16 protein-coding genes are annotated in these 19,108 nt (G+C 68.7%); 12 read left to right on the forward strand and 4 right to left on the reverse strand.

The annotated features are described in order from the left end of the window. Positions 1–59: 59 nt before the first annotated feature. The 4 genes from metH to ACWELJ_RS13535 all read left to right on the forward strand — a co-directional run bounded on the left by metH (position 60) and on the right by ACWELJ_RS13535 (position 6,619). On the forward strand, positions 60–3,638 hold the full coding sequence (gene metH / locus ACWELJ_RS13520) for a methionine synthase (RefSeq protein WP_452366452.1): 3,579 nt from the start codon (positions 60–62) through the stop codon (positions 3,636–3,638). Between the two features lie 78 nt (positions 3,639–3,716). Continuing rightward, positions 3,717–5,402, forward strand: a complete 1,686-nt coding sequence (locus ACWELJ_RS13525; protein ID WP_452366453.1) for a serine/threonine-protein kinase — start codon at positions 3,717–3,719, stop codon at positions 5,400–5,402. A gap of 124 nt (positions 5,403–5,526) precedes the next feature. Further along, entirely contained in the window at positions 5,527–6,195 is a 669-nt protein-coding gene (locus ACWELJ_RS13530) for an HAD family hydrolase (protein ID WP_452366454.1), read from the forward strand. Between the two features lie 52 nt (positions 6,196–6,247). Further along, a complete protein-coding gene (locus tag ACWELJ_RS13535; protein WP_452366455.1) occupies positions 6,248–6,619 on the forward strand; it encodes an MmcQ/YjbR family DNA-binding protein in 372 nt (123 codons plus the stop codon). 20 nt (positions 6,620–6,639) lie between these two features. Here ACWELJ_RS13535 and ACWELJ_RS13540 read toward each other — a convergent pair whose 3' ends face one another. Beyond that, entirely contained in the window at positions 6,640–7,569 is a 930-nt protein-coding gene (locus tag ACWELJ_RS13540) for a toprim domain-containing protein (protein ID WP_452366456.1), read from the reverse strand. Between the two features lie 177 nt (positions 7,570–7,746). Here ACWELJ_RS13540 and ACWELJ_RS13545 point away from each other — a divergent pair, with 177 nt between their 5' ends. The 6 genes from ACWELJ_RS13545 to hisG all read left to right on the forward strand — a co-directional run bounded on the left by ACWELJ_RS13545 (position 7,747) and on the right by hisG (position 14,144). Further along, positions 7,747–8,607 (forward strand): HalD/BesD family halogenase, encoded by an 861-nt coding sequence (locus ACWELJ_RS13545; protein WP_452366457.1) that lies wholly within the window; start codon positions 7,747–7,749, stop codon positions 8,605–8,607. Positions 8,608–8,621: 14 nt separating this feature from the next. Beyond that, the gene (locus tag ACWELJ_RS13550) at positions 8,622–9,452 is read left to right on the forward strand and encodes a class I SAM-dependent methyltransferase (RefSeq protein WP_452366458.1); all 831 of its coding nucleotides are present in this window, start codon (positions 8,622–8,624) and stop codon (positions 9,450–9,452) included. Positions 9,453–9,515: 63 nt separating this feature from the next. Beyond that, positions 9,516–10,883, forward strand: coding sequence for an NAD(P)/FAD-dependent oxidoreductase (locus tag ACWELJ_RS13555; RefSeq protein ID WP_452366459.1), 1,368 nt, complete (start codon positions 9,516–9,518; stop codon positions 10,881–10,883). A gap of 209 nt (positions 10,884–11,092) precedes the next feature. Then, complete coding sequence (locus ACWELJ_RS13560) at positions 11,093–12,895, forward strand: choline/carnitine O-acyltransferase (protein ID WP_452366460.1); 1,803 nt, start codon at positions 11,093–11,095, stop codon at positions 12,893–12,895. Between the two features lie 43 nt (positions 12,896–12,938). Beyond that, on the forward strand, positions 12,939–13,202 hold the full coding sequence (locus tag ACWELJ_RS13565) for a phosphoribosyl-ATP diphosphatase (RefSeq protein ID WP_357085381.1): 264 nt from the start codon (positions 12,939–12,941) through the stop codon (positions 13,200–13,202). 90 nt (positions 13,203–13,292) lie between these two features. Next, complete coding sequence (gene hisG, locus ACWELJ_RS13570) at positions 13,293–14,144, forward strand: ATP phosphoribosyltransferase (RefSeq protein WP_452366461.1); 852 nt, start codon at positions 13,293–13,295, stop codon at positions 14,142–14,144. A gap of 12 nt (positions 14,145–14,156) precedes the next feature. On the opposite strand, the gene ACWELJ_RS13575 is transcribed toward hisG, so the two are convergent. Next, positions 14,157–15,029 (reverse strand): RecB family exonuclease, encoded by an 873-nt coding sequence (locus ACWELJ_RS13575; RefSeq protein WP_452366462.1) that lies wholly within the window; start codon positions 15,027–15,029, stop codon positions 14,157–14,159. A 101-nt stretch (positions 15,030–15,130) separates the two neighbouring features. Between ACWELJ_RS13575 and ACWELJ_RS13580 the strand changes: the two genes are divergently transcribed. After that, the gene (locus tag ACWELJ_RS13580) at positions 15,131–15,964 is read left to right on the forward strand and encodes a tRNA (adenine-N1)-methyltransferase (RefSeq protein WP_452366463.1); all 834 of its coding nucleotides are present in this window, start codon (positions 15,131–15,133) and stop codon (positions 15,962–15,964) included. A gap of 100 nt (positions 15,965–16,064) precedes the next feature. Here ACWELJ_RS13580 and ACWELJ_RS13585 read toward each other — a convergent pair whose 3' ends face one another. Next, the gene (locus ACWELJ_RS13585) at positions 16,065–16,418 is read right to left on the reverse strand and encodes a hypothetical protein (RefSeq protein ID WP_452366464.1); all 354 of its coding nucleotides are present in this window, start codon (positions 16,416–16,418) and stop codon (positions 16,065–16,067) included. A 332-nt stretch (positions 16,419–16,750) separates the two neighbouring features. On the opposite strand from ACWELJ_RS13585, the gene arc reads away from it, so the two are divergent. Beyond that, positions 16,751–18,511 (forward strand): proteasome ATPase, encoded by a 1,761-nt coding sequence (arc, locus tag ACWELJ_RS13590; protein WP_452366465.1) that lies wholly within the window; start codon positions 16,751–16,753, stop codon positions 18,509–18,511. Between the two features lie 75 nt (positions 18,512–18,586). Here arc and ACWELJ_RS13595 read toward each other — a convergent pair whose 3' ends face one another. Beyond that, positions 18,587–18,994: a hypothetical protein gene (locus ACWELJ_RS13595; protein ID WP_452366466.1), complete on the reverse strand. Its 408-nt coding sequence runs from the start codon at positions 18,992–18,994 to the stop codon at positions 18,587–18,589. Positions 18,995–19,108 lie beyond the last annotated feature (114 nt).

Genomic DNA, 19,108 nt, shown 5'->3' on the forward strand with positions numbered 1-19,108 from the left:
CGCGCCGCGACACCACACCGACGCGGGGATTGTCGCCCGCTCCCACTACTCTTGAGTACATGTCTGTACGCAGCCGCGCCGAATTCGACACCACCTTCTTGGACACGCTCAAACGGCGTGTCGTCATCGGGGACGGTGCGATGGGCACGATGCTACAGGCCGCGGATCTCACCCTCGACGATTTCCGCGGCCTCGAGGGTTGCAACGAGATTCTCAACGAAACCCGCCCCGACGTGCTGCGACACATCCACCGCGCCTACTTCGAGGCCGGGGCCGACGCCGTGGAGACCAATACCTTCGGCTGCAATCTGCCCAACCTGGCCGACTACGACATCGCCGACCGGATCCGCGATCTGTCCGAGCGCGGCACCCGCCTGGCCCGCGAGGTCGCCGACGAGATGGGTAAGTCCGCGGACGGCACTCCGCGCTACGTGCTGGGCTCGATGGGCCCGGGCACCAAGCTGCCCACCCTGGGTCACGCGCCCTACGTCTCGCTGCGCGACGCCTACACCGAGGCCGCGCTCGGCATGCTCGACGGCGGCGCCGACGCCATCCTCATCGAGACCTGTCAGGACCTGCTGCAGGTCAAGGCGGCGGTCACCGGCAGCCACAACGCCATGCTGAAGGCGGGCCGCCGGATCCCGATCATCACGCACGTCACCATGGAGACCACCGGCACCATGCTGGTCGGCTCCGAGATCGGCGCGGCGCTGACCGCGCTGGAGAACCTCGGCATCGACATGATCGGGCTGAACTGCGCCACCGGCCCGGACGAGATGAGCGAGCACCTGCGCCATCTGTCCAAGCACGCGCAGCTGCCGGTGTCGGTGATGCCGAACGCCGGTCTGCCGGTGCTGGGCGCCCATGGCGCGGAGTACCCGCTGACCGCGGAGGAGCTGGCCGTCTCCATGAGCCAGTTCGTCTCCGAGTTCGGGCTGTCGCTGGTGGGCGGCTGCTGCGGCACCACCCCCGAGCACATCCGCCAGGTCGCCGAGGCGGTGCGCGAAACCGAACAGGGCAAGCGCAATCCGGTGCACGAGCCGAGCGTGTCCTCGATCTACTCCTCGGTCCCGTTCGAACAGGACGCCTCGATCCTGATGATCGGTGAGCGCACGAACGCCAACGGCTCCAAGGCCTTCCGTGAGGCCATGCTGGCCGGCGACTGGCAGAAGTGCCTCGACATCGCCAAGGACCAGACCCGCGACGGCGCCCACATGCTCGACCTGTGCGTCGACTACGTGGGCCGCGACGGCACCGCCGACATGTCCGAGCTGGCCTCGCGCCTGGCGACGGCGTCGACGCTGCCGATCATGCTGGACTCCACCGAAATGCCGGTGCTGAAGGCCGGTTTGGAGCATCTGGGCGGTCGCTGCGCGGTCAACTCGGTGAACTACGAGGACGGTGCGGGCCCGGATTCGCGATTCCAGCAGACCATGGCGCTGGTCGCCGAACACGGTGCGGCCGTGGTGGCGCTGACCATCGACGAGAACGGCCAGGCGCGGACCGCCGAGCACAAGGTGGCGATCGCCGAGCGGCTCATCGAGGACATCACCACCAACTGGGGTCTCGACGAGTCGGACATCATGATCGACACGCTGACCTTCACCATCGGCGCCGGGCTGGAGGAGTCGCGCCGCGACGGTGTCGAAACCATCGAGGCCATCCGCGAACTCAAGAAGCGGCACCCGAATGTGCAGACCACGCTGGGTCTTTCGAACATCTCGTTCGGCCTGAACGCCGCCGCGCGGCAGGTGGTCAACTCGGTGTTCATGAACGAGTGCGTCGAGGCCGGTCTGGATTCGGCGATCGTGCACGCCTCGAAGATCCTGCCCATGTCGCGGATCCCCGAGGAGCAGCGCCAGGTCGCCCTCGATCTGGTCTACGACCGGCGCACCGAGGACTACGACCCGCTGCAGAAGCTCATGCAGCTGTTCGAGGGCGTCTCGGCGGCCTCCTCCAAGGCTTCCCGCGCCGAGGAACTGGCCGCGCTGCCGCTGTTCGAGCGCCTGGAACGGCGCATCGTGGACGGTGAGAAGGCCGGGTTGGACGCCGATCTCGACGAGGCCATGCAGCAGGTGCCGCCGCTGCAGATCATCAACGAGACCCTGCTGTCGGGTATGAAGACCGTCGGTGAGCTGTTCGGCTCGGGCCAGATGCAGCTGCCGTTCGTGCTGCAGTCGGCCGAGACCATGAAGACGGCGGTCGCCTACCTGGAACCGCACATGGAGGCCACCGACGATTCCGGCAAGGGCCGCATCGTGCTGGCCACCGTCAAGGGCGACGTGCACGACATCGGCAAGAACCTGGTCGACATCATCCTGTCCAACAATGGCTACGAGGTCGTCAATCTCGGTATCAAGCAGCCGATCTCGACCATCCTCGACGCCGCCGTGGACAAGAAGGCCGATGTGATCGGCATGTCCGGGCTGCTGGTGAAGTCCACCGTGGTGATGAAGGAGAACCTCGAGGAGCTCAACTCGCGCGGCGTCGCCGAGCAGTTCCCGGTGCTCCTGGGCGGTGCGGCGCTGACCCGCGCGTACGTGGAGAACGATCTCACCGCGGTCTACGACGGCGAGGTGCACTACGCGCGCGACGCCTTCGAGGGCCTGCGGCTGATGGACGAGATCATGACCGTCAAACGCGGCGGCGCGCTCGACCCGGATTCGCCCGAGGCCGCCGAGGCCCGCGCCAAGGCCGCCGAGCGCAAGGCCCGCCACGAGCGGTCTCAGCGGATCGCGCGCGAGCGCAAGGCCGCCGAGGTGCCGGTCGAGGTGCCGGCGCGCTCGGACGTGGCCGCGGACCTGCCGGTGCCGACCCCGCCGTTCTGGGGTTCGCGCATCGTGAAGGGCCTGTCGGTCAACGAGTACTCGGGGCTGCTCGACGAGCGTGCCCTGTTCCTGGGCCAGTGGGGTCTGCGCGGTCAGCGCGGCGGCGAGGGCCCCTCCTACGAGGAGCTGGTGGAGACCGAAGGCCGGCCGCGGCTGCGGTACTGGCTGGATCGGCTGATCGCCGAGGGCGTGCTGCAGCACGCCGCGGTGGTGTACGGGTACTTCCCGGCGGTGTCGGAGGGCGACGATGTGATCGTTCTCACCGAGCCGAAACCCGATGCGCCGGAACGCTTCCGCTTCACATTCCCGCGTCAGCAGCGCGACCGGTTCCTGTGCATCGCCGACTTCATCCGCTCGCGCGAGCGCGCGGTCGAAACCGGGCAGGTGGACGTGATGCCGTTCCAGCTGGTCACCATGGGTCAGCCCATCGCCGATTTCGCCAACGAACTGTTCAAGGGCGACAACTACCGCGACTACCTCGAGGTGCACGGCATCGGTGTGCAACTCACCGAGGCGCTCGCGGAGTTTTGGCACCGGCGGATCCGGGAAGAACTCACACTGGACGGGCATTCGGTCGCCGATGAGGATCCCGCCGATGTGCTCGACTACTTCAAACTCGGCTACCGTGGCGCACGGTACTCGTTCGGCTATGGAGCCTGCCCGGAACTGGAGGATCGGGCCAAACTCGTGGAGTTGTTGGACGCCAACCGAATCGGCGTGATCCTCTCCGAGGAGCTGCAGCTGCATCCGGAGCAGTCGACCGACGCGTTCGTGCTGCTGCACCCGGAAGCCAAGTACTTCAACGCTTAATATCTTCACCAGGTTTCGGGCTTTCGCGCAGCGTTGCAGGGTGCTCGGCGCGGAAGCCAGCAGGAGGGGTACAACCACATGAGCTCAGACCGGCTGATTGCGGGGCGGTACCGGCTAACGGATCCGATCGGCACCGGTGCGATGGGGGTCGTGTGGCGCGCGACCGATGTTCGGCTGCGGCGCACCGTCGCGGTCAAACAGCTGCTGCTGACGCCGGGTCTGACCCGGTCGCAGGCCGTGGAGGCCAGGATGCGGGCGATGCGTGAGGGGCGCATCGCCGCGCGCCTGCACCATCCCAATGCCGTCACCGTGTTCGACGTGGCGGAGGAGGACGGCCAGCCCTGGCTGGTCATGGAATACGTGAACGCGGTCAGCCTGGCCGCGCTCATGCGGGAGAAGGGGCAGCTGCCGCCGGTCGAGGTGGCGCGGATCGGGGCCAAGGTCGCCGAGGCGCTGGCCGCGGCCCACAAGGCCGGGATCGTGCACCGTGACGTGAAACCCGCCAATATCCTGGTCGCCGACGACGGGACGGTGAAGATCACCGACTTCGGCATCTCCCGGGCCACCGGGGACGTCACCGTCACCTCGACCGGATTCCTGGCGGGCACCCCCGCCTACCTTTCGCCCGAGGTGGCGCGCGGCGAGAATCCGGAACCGACCTCCGATGTCTTCGCCCTGGGTTCCACGCTGTACGCGGCCGTGGAAGGCAAGCCGCCCTTCGGCGAGGGCGACAATCCGCTGGCCGTCCTGCATTCGGTGGCGCGGGCGCAGGTGCCCTGGCCCGCGCATGCCGCGACCCTCGCGCCGGTGCTGATGGATCTGCTCGCCGCCGAGGGGGCGGACCGCCCGACCATGGAACAGGCCGCCGAACGGCTGCACGCGGTCGCCGAGGGACGGGCCCCGGCCGTGCCGGTCCAGCCGACCAAGGTGCTGCCGCCGGTGAACGCCGTCGCCGCGGTCGGCGATGCTGCGGCCACGACGGTGCTGCCGGGGTCGCGCACGGGTGCGCCGAGCAATGCCGCCGATCCCACCATGCATGTCGACATGTCGGCGGGCGGGTCCGGCGGGCGTGGCACGGTGCCGCCGCCGGGTATCGGCTCCGGTGTGAAAACCGGTGGCGGGCAACGCAATCCGCGTCAGCTGCTGTTGGTGGCGGCCGGTGTCGTCGGCGCGATCGTGCTGGCGACGGTGATCGCGCTGGCGGTCAACAGCAACAGCGGTGGCGGCGGCACGCCGCAGGCGGACCGGGGCGGTTCGGTGACGGCCGCGGGATCGATCCCGGCCACCTCGCCGGAAAACCTCGGCCCGGCCGAGGGCGGGCAGCAGCCCACCCACAACACCGGCGCGGGCGCGACCACCCAGGCGCCGACCACCACGCCCGCCCCGTCCTCGTCGGCGGCCCCGAGTTCCTCGGCGCACCCGACGACGGCTCCGCCCACCACCACTCCGGCCGGTCCGCCGTCGGCCGCGTCGGTCACCTCGTTCATCCAGGGCTACTACGGCATGCTGCCCGGCAATGTCAGCGGCGCGTGGTCGATGCTGTCGCCCGGCTATCAGGCGTCCACCGGCGGCTACAACAGCTATGCGCAGTTCTGGGGCGGCATCCGCTCGGTGAGCGTCGGCGCGGTGACGCCGCAGGGCGACAATCGCGCGGTGGTCGCGCTCACCTACGTGTCCAAGTCGGGGCAGGTGTCCACCGAGAACCGCTGGATCCAGACCGACTCCTCGGGCGGGCGGCTGACCATCGCGGCCTCGGGCCTGTAGACCCGCGTGCCCCGGGGCCGGTGACCGCGCCCCGATAGGCTGGACCGGCTCCGCGCGCGGCGGGGCCGGTGCGCGTGTTCCACGGACGCCGGTGGGTGAGGGTTTGCGGAAGGAGCTCGGGTCGGTGGCGCGGTTGGACGCGGTGTTGTGGGATATGGACGGGACCCTGCTGGACTCGGAGAAGCTCTGGGACATGGCACTGCGGGAGCTGGCGGGGGAGTACGGGCGCGAGCTGACCGACACGGTGCGGCACGCACTGATCGGCGCGTCCGGGCCGAACGCCTACCGGATTCTGTTCGAGGGACTCGATATCGAGCACACGCCCGAGGCGGTCGAGCGCGCCTCGGAGTGGATGGAAGCCCGGGTGACCGAGCTGTTCCAGGGACCGGTGCCCTGGCGTCCGGGCGCCCGCGAGACCCTCGACCTGTTGCGCGCGGCGGGGATCCCGATGGCGCTGGTGACCAATACCAAGCGGTCCCTGGCCGAATACGGCCTCGACACCATCGGGCGTGACTACTTCGGAGCGACCGTGTGCGCCGACGAGGTGCCCCACGGCAAACCCGCGCCGGACGTGTACCTGCGCGCCGCGCGGTTGCTCGGTGTCGCACCGGAATTCACCGTGGCCATCGAGGATTCGCCGACCGGATCGATCGCGGCGCAGGAAGCCGGGTGCGCGCTGCTGGTGGTGCCGTGCGAGGTCCCGGTGCCCGACGCGCCCGGCCGCACCTTCCGCGACAGCCTGGTCGGGCTCGAACTCGCGCACTTGCACGACCTGGTACGCGCGCATTCCTGACCCCTTCCCATTCGTCCAAGGCCGGCCGGTCCCAGTCGCCTACGCTGCGGATATGGACAAGGCGCTGGAATCGCTGCGCGGCGTGTGCGCCGGGCTGCCCGAGGTGAGCGAACGCGTCAGCCACGGTGAACCCGCCTGGTTCGCGGGCGGGAAGAAGATGTTCGTCATGTTCGCCGACCACCACCACGACCAGCGGCTCGGATTCTGGTGCGCGGCGCCGGCCGGGGTGCAGGAGGAACTGGTGGCGGCCGAGCCGGGACGGTTCTTCCGGCCGCCGTATGTGGGGCATCGCGGGTGGCTCGGGGTGTATCTGGACGTGGACGTCGACTGGGACGAGATCACCGAGATCGTCGCGGACGCCTACCGGATGGTGGCGGCGAAACGCCTGATCGCCGAACTGGATCGGCGCATCGCCGCGACCTGACCGGGGCTCAGCGAGGCTCTTCATCTTGCGCGTGTCGAACCGCTGCGAAAATGGGCGTCCAGCACCGGCACCGGATCCAACTCGGACACCAGATGCCCCGCATTGCAGTGATCGGTCAGGTCCTTGCCGTCCCGCGCCTGCACCACCCGCACCTGGGCCACCGAGTCGACCAGCGACCGCGCCACTCGCGCCGCGTGCCGATACCCCGGCGCATCCCGATCCGCCACCACCCACACCCGCCGCGCTCCCCGCAGCCACCGTGCGTGCTCGGGATACCACGCGCTCGCGCCCCCGGCGTTGCAGGTAGCCGTCAACCCGGCCTGCGTCGCCGTCAGCACATCCGCCTCACCCTCACACACGTAGATCTCGCGCCCCCGCGCCACCGCCTCGATCACCTCCGGCAGATGGAACGGCAGCCGCGCGAAACCTCCGAACTCCCATCCGTTCTCGGTCAACCGCCGCTGATAGAACGACTTCACATACCCCTGCCGGTGCAAGGTCCGCACCCGCACCACGCACCCCGCGGCACTCCCGTCCGGCCACCGATACACATACGCGGCCATCCGCCGGGGCCTCCCGATCCGCGGCCCGACATCCTTGCGATGCACCGAAAGCGCCAGCCCCGCAGCGAGAATCGCCCGATCCGCCAGCGCCGGTTCCGGCGGGCTGGGCCGCTGGCCCCGCCTCGGCTCCGGGGGCGCGTCGAACAGATCCCGGACCCGCAATCCGATGTGCTCCAGCACCTCCACATCCGAGCACCCGGCGAAACACCGCACCACGGTCCGCTGCCGCGACAGGTTGTACACGACCCCCAGTGACGGCCGATGCCGCCAGCCGTCCGCCTCGTGCACCGGGCACAGATAGGTCGTCCACTCGGTCCCGCGCTTACCCGGCCCGGACACCCGATTCAGTGCCCGGTTGACGGTCTCCCACGATCCGTGACTGCCCATGTGACCGGTCCTCTCACTACCGGTGTACCCCTCTGAACGCGGCTGTCAAACGGCGTCCGGCCCGTTGCCTCGTGGTGCCAATACCACATCAAAAATGGTGGGGCGCAGGAAAAGTGGCAATTCACAATCGGGGAGCTTTTCGGGCGTGTCGGGCGGTCGGTTCGTAAGAATGGGCACATGGTTGCGGTTGGGCAGGGGAGCGTGCCGGGGGTGGATGTCGGGCGGTATCCACTGGATTCGCCGGGGAGTGACGGGTGGCTGCGGGCGGTGGAGGGGGCGCGGGCCGAGCTGGCGGCGGGCGGATGCTGCGTCCTGCGCGGGTTCATCCGGCCCGAGCTGGTGGAGACGCTGCGCAGCGAGGGGGAGGAGCTGGCTCCGCGGGCGCACTACACCGTCGAGAACGTCAACGCGTACAACATTCCCTTCGACGCCGGGCTGCCCACCGATCATCCGGGCCGGATCGTGCTGCAGCGTGGAAATGCCTTCGTCGCAAGGGATCTCATTCCGCGCGAGGCGCTGATCCACCGGCTCTACACCGACACCCGGTTCCAGCGGTTCGTGGCCGACTGCTTCGGGCTGGCCGACCTGCACGAGTACAGCGATCCGCTGGCCGGGCTGTGCCTCAATGTGGTCGCGCCGGGGCAATCGCATCCGTGGCACTTCGACACCAATGAGTTCACCGTCAGCATGCTCACCCAGGAGCCGCAGGACGGCGGGGTGTTCGAGTACTGCCCGGGCATCCGGTCCCGGGAGGCGGAGAACTTCGCCGACGTGCGCGCCGTGCTCACCGGCGAAGGCGAACGGCTCATCCGCCGGCTGGCCCTGCGGCCCGGCGACCTGCAGTTGTTCCAGGGAAGGTTCTCGTTGCACCGGGTCGCACCGGTACACGGTGCGGTGCAACGGCATTCGGCGATCTTCGCCTACAGCGACAGTCCGGGACTGATCGGCACCGCCGAACGGACCCGGCAGCTGTTCGGGCGGGTGACACCGGATCATCTGGCGGTCGGCGAGATCCGCGGCGACCGATTGCTCGACTGAGAGGGGACCAGCGCGTGCCGGTTTCGTTACACAGTTCCACCGGAAAAGCCTCCTTCGACGACATCTACGACCGGCCCGATCCACGCGCGTACTACGCCCGCATGGCCGAATTGGACTACCAGATACCGGAATTGGCGAAGCCGCACTTCCAGAAACTGCTCGACGAATACCGGTCCGCCACCGGCATCTCCGCGCCCGCGGTCCTCGACCTCGGCTGCTCCTACGGCGTCAACGCGGCCCTGCTGCGCCTGGACACCACCATGACCGACCTGTCCGGCCACTACCGCGGTCGCGACAGCGACGACCTCGCCGCCCTGCTCGGCCGCGACCGCACCCTGCTGCGCTCCGGCGACCGGCTGCCCGGGATCCGCTTCATCGGCATGGACGCCTCCCGCCCCGCCCTCGACTACGGCCACGCCGCGGGTTTCCTCGACGAGGTCGTGCACGCCGACCTGGAATCGGCCGAACCCACCGAAGCCCAGCGGCGGACGCTGGCCGGGGCCGATCTGGTCATCTCCACCGGCTGCGTCGGCTACATCACCGAACGCACCCTGCTGCGGGTGGCGCGCGCCCACGGCGGAAAACTCCCGTGGATGGCGCATTTCGTGTTGCGCATGTTCGCCTTCGACCCCATCGCCGCCCACCTCGAGGCCCTCGGCTACCACACCGAACGCGCCCCCGGGGTGTACCGGCAGCGCCGCTTCGCCTCCCCGGACGAACAGGCGCGGGTACTGAACGCGCTGGCGGACAAGGGAATCGACACCACCGACGCCGAATCCGACGGCTGGCTCTACGCGCAGCTGTTCCTGTCGCGCCCGAAACCCGGCCCCGAGCGCGCACACTGAACCCGCGGACCCGGAAATCGCGGGAATCACCTGAAAGCGGACGGTGCGAGCTACGGTGAAGTCGTGGCACCAGCGAAGATCGTGATCATCGGCGGTGGATTCGCGGGCGTGGAATGCGCCCGCTATCTGGAGCGACGCCTCCGCCCGGAGGAGGTGTTCGTCCAACTCGTATCGCCCGACGCCGGCCTGCTGTATCTGCCGCTGCTGCCGCAGGTCGCCTCCGGCACTCTCAATCCGCGCTCGGTGTCGGTGCCGCTGCGCCGGCTGCTGCGCCGCACCGAGGTGGTGCCCGGCATGGCCGTCGGCGTGGAGCCGGGCACCCGGCGGGTGGTGGTGCGCCGCACCCGCACCTCCGGCCGCGAAACCGTCCTCGAATACGACCACCTGATCCTCGCACCCGGCTCCATCACCCGCGTGATGGACGTTCCGGGGTTGCAGGAGCACGGATTCGGGATGAAGACCCTGGCCGAGGCCATGTACCTGCGCGACCACGTGCTGCGGCAGCTGGATATCGCCGCCATGCGCGGCGGCCTCGACGAGGACCGGGAACGGCTGAACTTCGTCACCATCGGCGCGGGCTACGCGGGAACCGAGACCGCCGCCGTCCTCAACAAGGTCTGCCGGGCCGCCGCCGGACGGTTCTTCCCCGAGGTCGAGTCCGGGATGGTGCGCTGGCACCTGGTCACCCGCGGCGACCGCATCATGCCCGAACTCGGCGACAAGCTCGGCGCGGAGGCGAAAAGGATTCTGGCCGAACGCGGCATCGAACTCATCACCGGCGCCTCCGCCGCGGAGGTCACCGCCAACGGCGTGAAACTCACCAACGGCCGATTCATCCCGTCCCGCACGGTGTTGTGGACCGCCGGGGTCGCCCCCAGCCCCCTGGCCGCGCATCTGGGCGCGGAAACCGACAAGGGGCGCATCATCGCCCAGGCCGACCTGTCGGTCCCGGGCCTGCCCGGCGTGTGGGCCATGGGCGACGCGGCCGCGGTCCCCGATACCGCCGAAGGCGACGGCCAGGTGTGCGCGCCCACCGCCCAGCACGCCATGCGCCAAGGACGGCACCTGGGCAAGAACCTGGTCGCGACGCTGCGCGGCGACACGCCGGCGCCCTACCGGCATCCGGACCTGGGCATGGTGGTCGACCTGGGCGGGCGCGACGCGCTGGCCCGTCCGCTCGGTATCGGATTGCGGGGTGTCCCAGCGCAATTCGTGGCTCGCGGCTACCACCTCATGGCGCTGCGCACCGTCGTCGCCCGCGCCCGGGTGGCCTTCGACTGGGCCGTGCACGGTCTGGCCGGTGACGATTTCCTGCGTATCGGGTACGCCGACCACAAGGTTCACACCATCGGCGGCTTCGAACAATCGTCGTGCTATCTGCCCGCCGCCGACGTGCCGCGGGTGGTGAAGGAACTCGGCGATCCGGAGTGAGCAGAACCGGTCGGTTCGGGCAAACCGGGTAGCCGCATGAAAACTGTTGTGGCGCAGTAAAACCACATCCCGGTCGGTCCGTGGCGGTTTCACGCGAAAATGTGGCGCCCGACGGTAACGATGGCAAGAATGGTGGCGTGACCGCCGGGGGACGGTGACACGTGTGCACGGCCAGGCTGCCCCAATCCCATCGACCATGAGGACACCCCTTGAGCGACAGCACCTTCGCCTTCGACGAGCAGCTGCCCCGCGTCCCGCTGCCCACCCTGGAGGAGAGCTGCACCCGCTTCCTGCACTGGTGCGCGCCGCTGCTGACCTCCGACGAGTACGCCGCCACCGCGGCCACCGTCGAGGACCTGCTGCGCCCCGAGGGCCCCGCCCGCACCCTGCACGCGGACCTGGAGCGCTTCGACGCCACCCCGGGTGTCGGCAGCTGGCTCGACGAGTTCTGGCCCTCGCGCTACCTGGGCCGCCGCGACCGAATCGCGTTGAACGCCAACTTCTTCTTCCTCTTCCGCGGTGACACCGCCCTGGCCGCCTCCACCGGCTCCGACCAGAGCGAACGTGCCGCCGCCCTGATCTCGGCGACGGTGAACTACAAGCTGCGCCTGGACGCCGAACAGATCCCGCCCGCCACCCAGCGCGGCACGCGACTCAATATGGCGCAGAACAAGTTCCTGTTCTCCGAAACACGCATTCCCGGCGCGCCGCAGGACACCGTGCGCGTGCCCTACAGCGAGGCATGGCCCGGGCACTCCGAAGCCCGCCACATCGTGGTGTTCTACCGCGGCAACATGTTCCGGATGGACGTCATCGGACCCGGCGGGGCGCCGCACACCCCCGAGGACCTCACCGACGGCCTGCGCGCGGTCATGAAGGCCGGCGCGCGCCGGGCCGCCACCAATACCGCCGCCGGGCACCTCACCACCATGGCCCGCGCCGACTGGGCCCCGCTCTACGCCGCCCTGCGGCCCGCCAACGCCGCCGCCTTCGAGACCATCGAGACCGCGCTGTTCTGCGTCTGCCTCGAGGACTTCGCGCCGCGCGACACCCTGCACGCCTGCGACCAGCTGCTGCACGGCGACAGCGGCAACCGCTGGTTCGACAAGGCGGTGTCGTTCATCGTGTTCGCCGACGGCGAGGCCGGGATCAATGTCGAGCACTGCGGCCTGGACGGCACCACCATCCTGTCCTTCGTCGACACCCTGCTCGAAGCGCCCGTGAGCGAGCACGCCACGCAATCCGGCGCGCAGGCGCAGGGCCTGCCCGCCGTGGAGCCCGTCGAGTTCGCCTTCGGCCCCGAGGCCCGCTCCGAGATCGCCTCGGCCGCCGCCTCGTTCGCCCAATTCGCCGCCGACACCGCCACCTCCACCGTGTCGTTCGACTTCGGCACCCAGCGCGCCAAACAGCTCGGCATCTCCCCGGACGCGCTGGCGCAGCTGAGCTATCAGCTCGCGCACCGCCGCAGCAAGGGACTCAACGGGGCGACCTACGAATCCATCGCCACCCGCCAGTTCCGCAACGGTCGCACCGAGGCCATGCGCGTCATCACCCAGGAGATGCTGGATTTCGTTGCCGCCATGGAGGATCCGGCCGTGGACCGGGACCGCAAACTGGTGGCCCTGCGCACCGCCGCCGAGGCGCACGTGCGCCGCGCCCAGGAATGCCAGCGCGGCGAGGCCCCCGAACAGCACCTGTGGGAGCTGCAGTGGATCCAGCGCCGCCGCGGCGAACAGCTCGGCGCGACCGAGCCGATGCCGTTCTTCGACAGCCCCGGCTGGACCATCACCCGCGACGACTACCTGAGCACCAGCTCCGCGCCGTCGGTGAACATCCAGTACTTCGGTTTCGGCTCCACCAGCCCCAAGTGCATCGGCATCGCCTACGTGCTGCTGCCCGACCGCTGGAACCTCTACCTGGCCACGCCCAAGCACGTCGCGCGGCAGATGCACGAGTTCGCCGACCAGCTGCGGCTGGCCGTGGCCGAACTCACCGAACTGCTCACCGTATAACCGATTGCGGGGAGTGTGCGCCCGTCTGAGAGAATCACTCCCCGTGAAATCTTTCGAAGCCCTGTTCGCCGAGCTGCAGGATCGTGCCGCCAACCGCCCCGAGGGGTCGGGCACCGTCGCCGCCTTGGACGCCGGCGTGCATGCGCAGGGCAAGAAGGTACTCGAGGAAGCCGGCGAGGTCTGGATCGCGGCCGAGTACCAGAGCGACGACGAGCTCTCCGAGGAGATCTCGCAGCTGCTGTATTGGGTGCAGGTGCTGATGGTGGGCCGCGGGCTGCGGCTCGAGGACGTGTACCGACATCTGTGACGCACCGGTCGCGCCGCACACACCGTGCGGCGCACCGTTCCGTCCTCCCGTCGGCCCCGTCTTCCCATCCCATTCCGAAAGGACCTCCCCATGCTTCGCGTCGCAGTCCCGAACAAGGGCGCCCTGTCCGAATCCGCCGTCGCCATCCTCACCGAGGCGGGCTACCGCAAGCGCACCGATTCCCGTGAACTGAGCGTGCTCGACCCGGTCAACCAGGTCGAGTTCTACTTCCTGCGGCCCAAGGACATCGCCATCTACGTCGGCTCCGGCGAGCTCGACCTCGGCATCACCGGCCGCGACCTGGCCCTGGATTCCGGTGCGCCGGTGCAGGAGCGGCTCGCCCTGGGCTTCGGCCGCTCCACCTTCCGCTACGCCGCCCCCGCCGGGCGCGAATGGAAGGTCGAGGACCTGCACGGCAAGCGCATCGCCGCCTCCTACCCGAACCTGGTGCGCGGTGATCTGAAGGCGCGCGGCATCCAGGCCGAGGTCATCCGCCTCGACGGCGCGGTCGAGATCTCCATCCAGCTCGGCGTCGCGGACGCCATCGCCGACGTGGTCGGCTCCGGCCGCACCCTGCGTCAGCACAACCTGGTCGCCTTCGGCGAGTCGCTGTGCGACTCCGAGGGCGTGCTGATCGAGGCCGAGGGCGCGGACCAGAACGACAAGGCCCGCAACCAGCTCGTCGCCCGCATCCAGGGCGTGGTCTTCGCCCAGCAGTACCTGATGCTGGACTACGACTGCCCCAAGGCGCTGCTCGAGGAAGCCGTCAAGATCACCCCCGGCCTGGAGTCGCCGACCGTGTCCCCGCTCACCGATCCCGACTGGGTCGCGGTGCGCGCGCTCGTGCCGCGCAAGAACGGCAACGAGCTCATGGACCGGCTCGCCGACCTGGGCGCCAAGGCCATCCTGGCCACCGATATCCGGTCCTGCCGCGCCTTCTGATCCGCGTCGAGCTCAGGACGGGTCGAGTTCCGGCCCGTCCTGATCCGATTCGACCGGGCCGGACGGGAAAGGCGGTGGCGTGCCGCCGAACTCGGGGCATAGTCGCTTGAAATCGCAGTACTGGCACATCCAGCCCGGGCTGGGCGGGAACTCACCGGTCTCGGCGGCGGTCACGATGGCCGCCCACAGGGCCGAGAGGATCCGCTCGAAACGCAGCAGCTCCTCCGGGTCGGGCCGGTAGGTCAGGGTGACGCCGTCGGCCAGGTACATCAGCTTCAGCTCGGCCGGGGCGCGGCCCTGGGTGCGCAGCAGGACCAGCGCGTAGAACTTCAACTGGAACAGCGCCCGGGTCTCGTACGCCAGACCCGGCGCCTTGCCGGTCTTGTAGTCGATGACGTGCAGGTCGCCGTCGGCCGAGCGGTCGAGCCGGTCCACGATGCCGCGCAGGGGCGTGCCGTCGGGCAGGTCGGCCTCGATGAAGGTCTCGCACGACTCGGGCTCGAACCCGGCCGGATCCTCGAGCCGGAAGTACACGTCCACCAGCTTGCGCACCTCGGCCAGGAACCCGGGCAGTTCCGTGTCCGGGATCAGGGACTCCACGTCGGGCCGGGACTCGCGCACCCCGGTCCAGGCGGGTTCGATGAGCGCGGCCGCGGCCGCCACGTCCCGCTCGGTGGCGGGCAGCCCGAACAGCGACTCCAGCACGGCGTGCACCACCGTGCCGCGCACCGCCGCCCGCGAGGGCGGCTCCGGGATCTGGTCGATCACCCGCAGCCGGTACTTGAGCGGGCACTGCTTGAAATCGATTGCGCGCGAAGGGGACAGCGCGGGCCCCCGCGGCGCGAACCGCTCTGTCTCCGGGGTACTGATCGCGTCGACCGACATACCTGGCAGGCTAAACGCAGGCACCGACAAGGTGCGCACGAATTCGCCGCAGCACAATCGCAGCGACGCACGTTTCACGACAACACGCAGAACGGAGTTTCATGACGGCCAGACGGACCGGCCCTTTCCAGATCGGTGACCGGGTACAGCTGACCGACGCCAAGGGGCGCAAGTTCACGGTGATCCTGGAGCCGGGCAAGGAGTTCCACACCCACGCCGGCCACATCAACCACGACGACCTCATCGGCGCCGACGAGGGCTGCGTGGTGAACTCCGCCAAGGGCACCCCCTACCTGGCGCTGCGCCCCCTGCTCACCGACTACGTGCTGTCCATGCCGCGCGGCGCGGCGGTCATCTACCCCAAGGACTCCGCCCAGATCGTGCACGAGGGCGACATGTTCCCCGGCGCGAAGGTGCTCGAGGCCGGGGCCGGGTCGGGCGCGCTGACCTGCTCGCTGCTGCGCGCGGTCGGCCCCGAGGGCAAGGTCATCTCCTGGGAGATCCGCGAGGACCACGCCGAGCACGCCGTCAAGAATGTCGAGCGGTTCTTCGGCGAACGCCCCGAGAACTGGGAACTGACCCTGGGCGATGTGGCCGAGTATTCCGGCGAGCAGGTCGACCGCGTGGTCCTGGACATGCTCAAGCCGTGGGAGGCGCTCGAGGCGGTCTCCAAGGCGCTCATCCCCGGCGGTGTCTTCCTGGCCTACGTGGCCACCACCACGCAGCTGTCGGAGGTGGTCGAGGGTCTGCGCCGGCAGGGCTGCTGGACCGAGCCCACCGCGTGGGAGTCCATGGTCCGCCCCTGGCACGTGGTCGGCCTGGCCGTGCGCCCCGAACATCGCATGCAGGGCCACACCGCGTTCCTGGTGAAGGCCCGCCGCCTGGCCGACGGCGTCACCGCGCCGCGCCCGCAGCGCCGCCCCTCCAAGGGCTGATCCGGACGCGCGAACGCGCCGGCCCGAATTCACGAATGGCACTTCGGGGCAGGCATCACCCGATGCCCGCCCCGAAGTGCCATCGGTTTGCTCGCTCGCGCTATCGGCAGGCCGCGCGGGCCATCCCGAGGACGGTGCAGGCGCCGGCGTCGGAGAGCTTCCAGGTGCCGTCGGTGTACTGGAACGACATCGGGACGTCGGGCATGGTGCCGTGCGGGGAGGTCACGCCGACCTTGGCGTCGGCCTTGGCGCCGTCCTGTTTGATCTCGCCGACGGCGAAACTGACCTGGTAATGGGCGAGTCCCTGGTTCATGGTCTCGATATTTCCGAGACGCTTGTCGCCGTCGACGACTAGTTTGGCTTTGTCGGCGGCCGGTTTTGCCGGGTCGGCGAAGGCCGTGAGGACGCTCTGCAGGCTCTCCGCGGTCGGCGCGGGCGCGGCGGCGGCCGACACGGACGTATTCGTGGGCGTAGAACCCTTGTCGTCGGAGCTACATGCGGTCACAGTTGCGGTAACGGCCGCGAAGGCCGCGACGGTAGCTACGGAAACACGAAGCGTCCGGGAGACGTTGCGCATACCAGGAGTACGACTGGTGGGAAGGAGCATCAACGGCACCTTTCGGCTCGGACCGGCGTTAACTCGCCGGAAACAGGTTAGGGCAGGCTAACATGCCTGTCCGGCCCGTGGGCCGCAGCCTAGATGTGATCACGACGAAACCATGTCGGAAAGCGGGAACGGTTAGAGCCCGGTAGCGTTGATAGACCGGGACTGGGAGGAGCAGCATCATGAGCCCCATCGAACATTCGGATTCGGCAGCCTGGAGGGAACTCGAGGCCGTACGTGCCGAGGCAGCTGCACTCCGGAGGCAACTCGCCGACACGCCCGATCGCACACGGGAATTGGAAGCGCGTGTTGATTCGCTGACGATTCGCAACACCAAGTTGATGGACACCCTGAAGGAAGCGCGCCAGCAACTGGTCGCTCTCCGTGAGGAAGTGGATCGCCTCGGCCAGCCACCCTCGGGCTACGGCGTTCTCATCGGTGTGTACGACGATCAGACGGTCGATGTGTTCACCTCCGGGCGCAAGATGCGGCTGACCTGTTCGCCGAATATCGACACCACCACCCTCACCTACGGCCAGACCGTGCGCTTGAACGAGGCGCTGACCGTGGTGGAGGCCGGGAACTTCGACGCGATCGGCGAAATCGGCACGCTGCGTGAGATTCTCGACGACGGCCGCCGGGCCCTGGTCGTCGGGCACGCCGACGAGGAGCGCGTGGTCTGGCTGTCCGGCCCGCTGTCCGCGCTGGTCGACGTGGACGACCTCGAGGATCCGGATCGCCCGATTCGCAAACTGCGCCCGGGTGATTCGCTGCTGGTCGACACCAAGGCCGGCTTCGCCTTCGAGCGGATCCCCAAGGCCGAGGTCGAGGACCTGGTGCTGGAGGAGGTCCCCGATGTCAACTACGAGGACATCGGTGGTCTGTCCCGCCAGATCGAGCAGATCCGCGACGCCGTCGAATTGCCGTTCCTGCACAAGGATCTGTTCCGCGAGTACGCGCTGCGCCCGCCCAAGGGCGTGCTGCTCTACGGTCCGCCCGGTTGCGGTAAGACGCTGATCGCCAAGGCCGTCGCCAACTCGCTCGCCAAGAAGATCGCCGAGGCGCGCGGTGAGGACGCCAAGGAAGCCAAGTCGTTCTTCCTCAATATCAAGGGCCCCGAGCTGCTCAACAAGTTCGTGGGTGAGACCGAGCGCCACATCCGGATCATCTTCCAGCGGGCTCGCGAGAAGGCCTCCGAGGGCACCCCGGTGATCGTGTTCTTCGACGAGATGGACTCGATCTTCCGCACCCGTGGTTCGGGCGTCTCCTCCGATGTGGAGACCACCGTTGTGCCGCAGTTGCTCTCGGAGATCGACGGTGTCGAGGGCCTGGAGAACGTCATCGTGATCGGCGCCTCCAACCGCGAGGACATGATCGACCCCGCGATCCTGCGGCCCGGCCGCCTGGACGTGAAGATCAAGATCGAGCGGCCCGATGCCGAAGCGGCGCAGGACATCTTCTCCAAGTACCTGACCGAGACGCTGCCGCTGCGCTCCGACGATCTCAGCGAGTTCGACGGCGACCGCGGCAAGTGCGTGCAGGCCACCATCGAACGCGTGGTGGATCGTATGTACGCCGAGAGCGATGACAACCGCTTCCTGGAGGTCACCTACGCCAACGGTGACAAGGAAGTCCTGTACTTCAAGGACTTCAACTCCGGCGCCATGATCCAGAACATCGTGGACCGGGCCAAGAAGTACGCCATCAAGTCGGTCCTGGAGACCGGCAACCCGGGTCTGAGCATCCAGCATCTCTACGATTCGATCGTGGACGAGTTCTCCGAGAACGAGGACCTGCCCAACACCACGAATCCCGATGACTGGGCTCGCATCTCGGGTAAGAAGGGCGAGCGCATCGTCTACATCCGCACCTTGGTGACGGGGAAGAACGCCAGCGCCAGCCGTGCCATCGACACCGAGTCCAATACGGGTCAGTACCTGTAGGACTCGGAAGAGACGAGGGGCCCGCTTCCGGTCGGAGGCGGGCCCTTCGCCATGCTTCGAGGATGGTGCCGCTGATCAGCTTCCGGGGATGAACCCCGGATAGACCCAGTGGCTGACGCCGCCGCCGGGAGCGAATTGGCCGGTCAGGTTGGGGTAGTTCGCCGACAACCGCTTCAGCTGATGCGGGTTGCCGTCGGCGTCGGCCTGGAAGCAGCTGGTGTCCACGCCGTGGAACCCGGCGCAGACCACGCGCGTCGAGTTGCCGTACGGGGACGTCAGACGCGGCCGGTCGACCAGGGGGTTCCAGTAGTCGAGGTCGGCCGGGGTGAGGAAGTTGCTCGCCTCGTGCACGTAGATGGCGCTGTTGGGTTGCTGCACGGGCCATTCGTCCGCGGCCGCGGTGCCGGCGCCGAGGGCCAGTGCGCCCCCGGTGACGGCCGCGGCCACGGCCAGCCGCGTGATGTGGCGGGTGATCGTGTTCATGTACCCCTCCATGGAACGTCGATTGACAATGCGCATCGAAGAAGGCATCGCTGATTGCCCGGCGACTGTAACGGACTCCGCGGTCGCTGTGCGGGAATCAACGCAGCGTGGTTC

The sequence above is a fragment of the Nocardia sp. NPDC004582 genome, assembly GCF_053602115.1.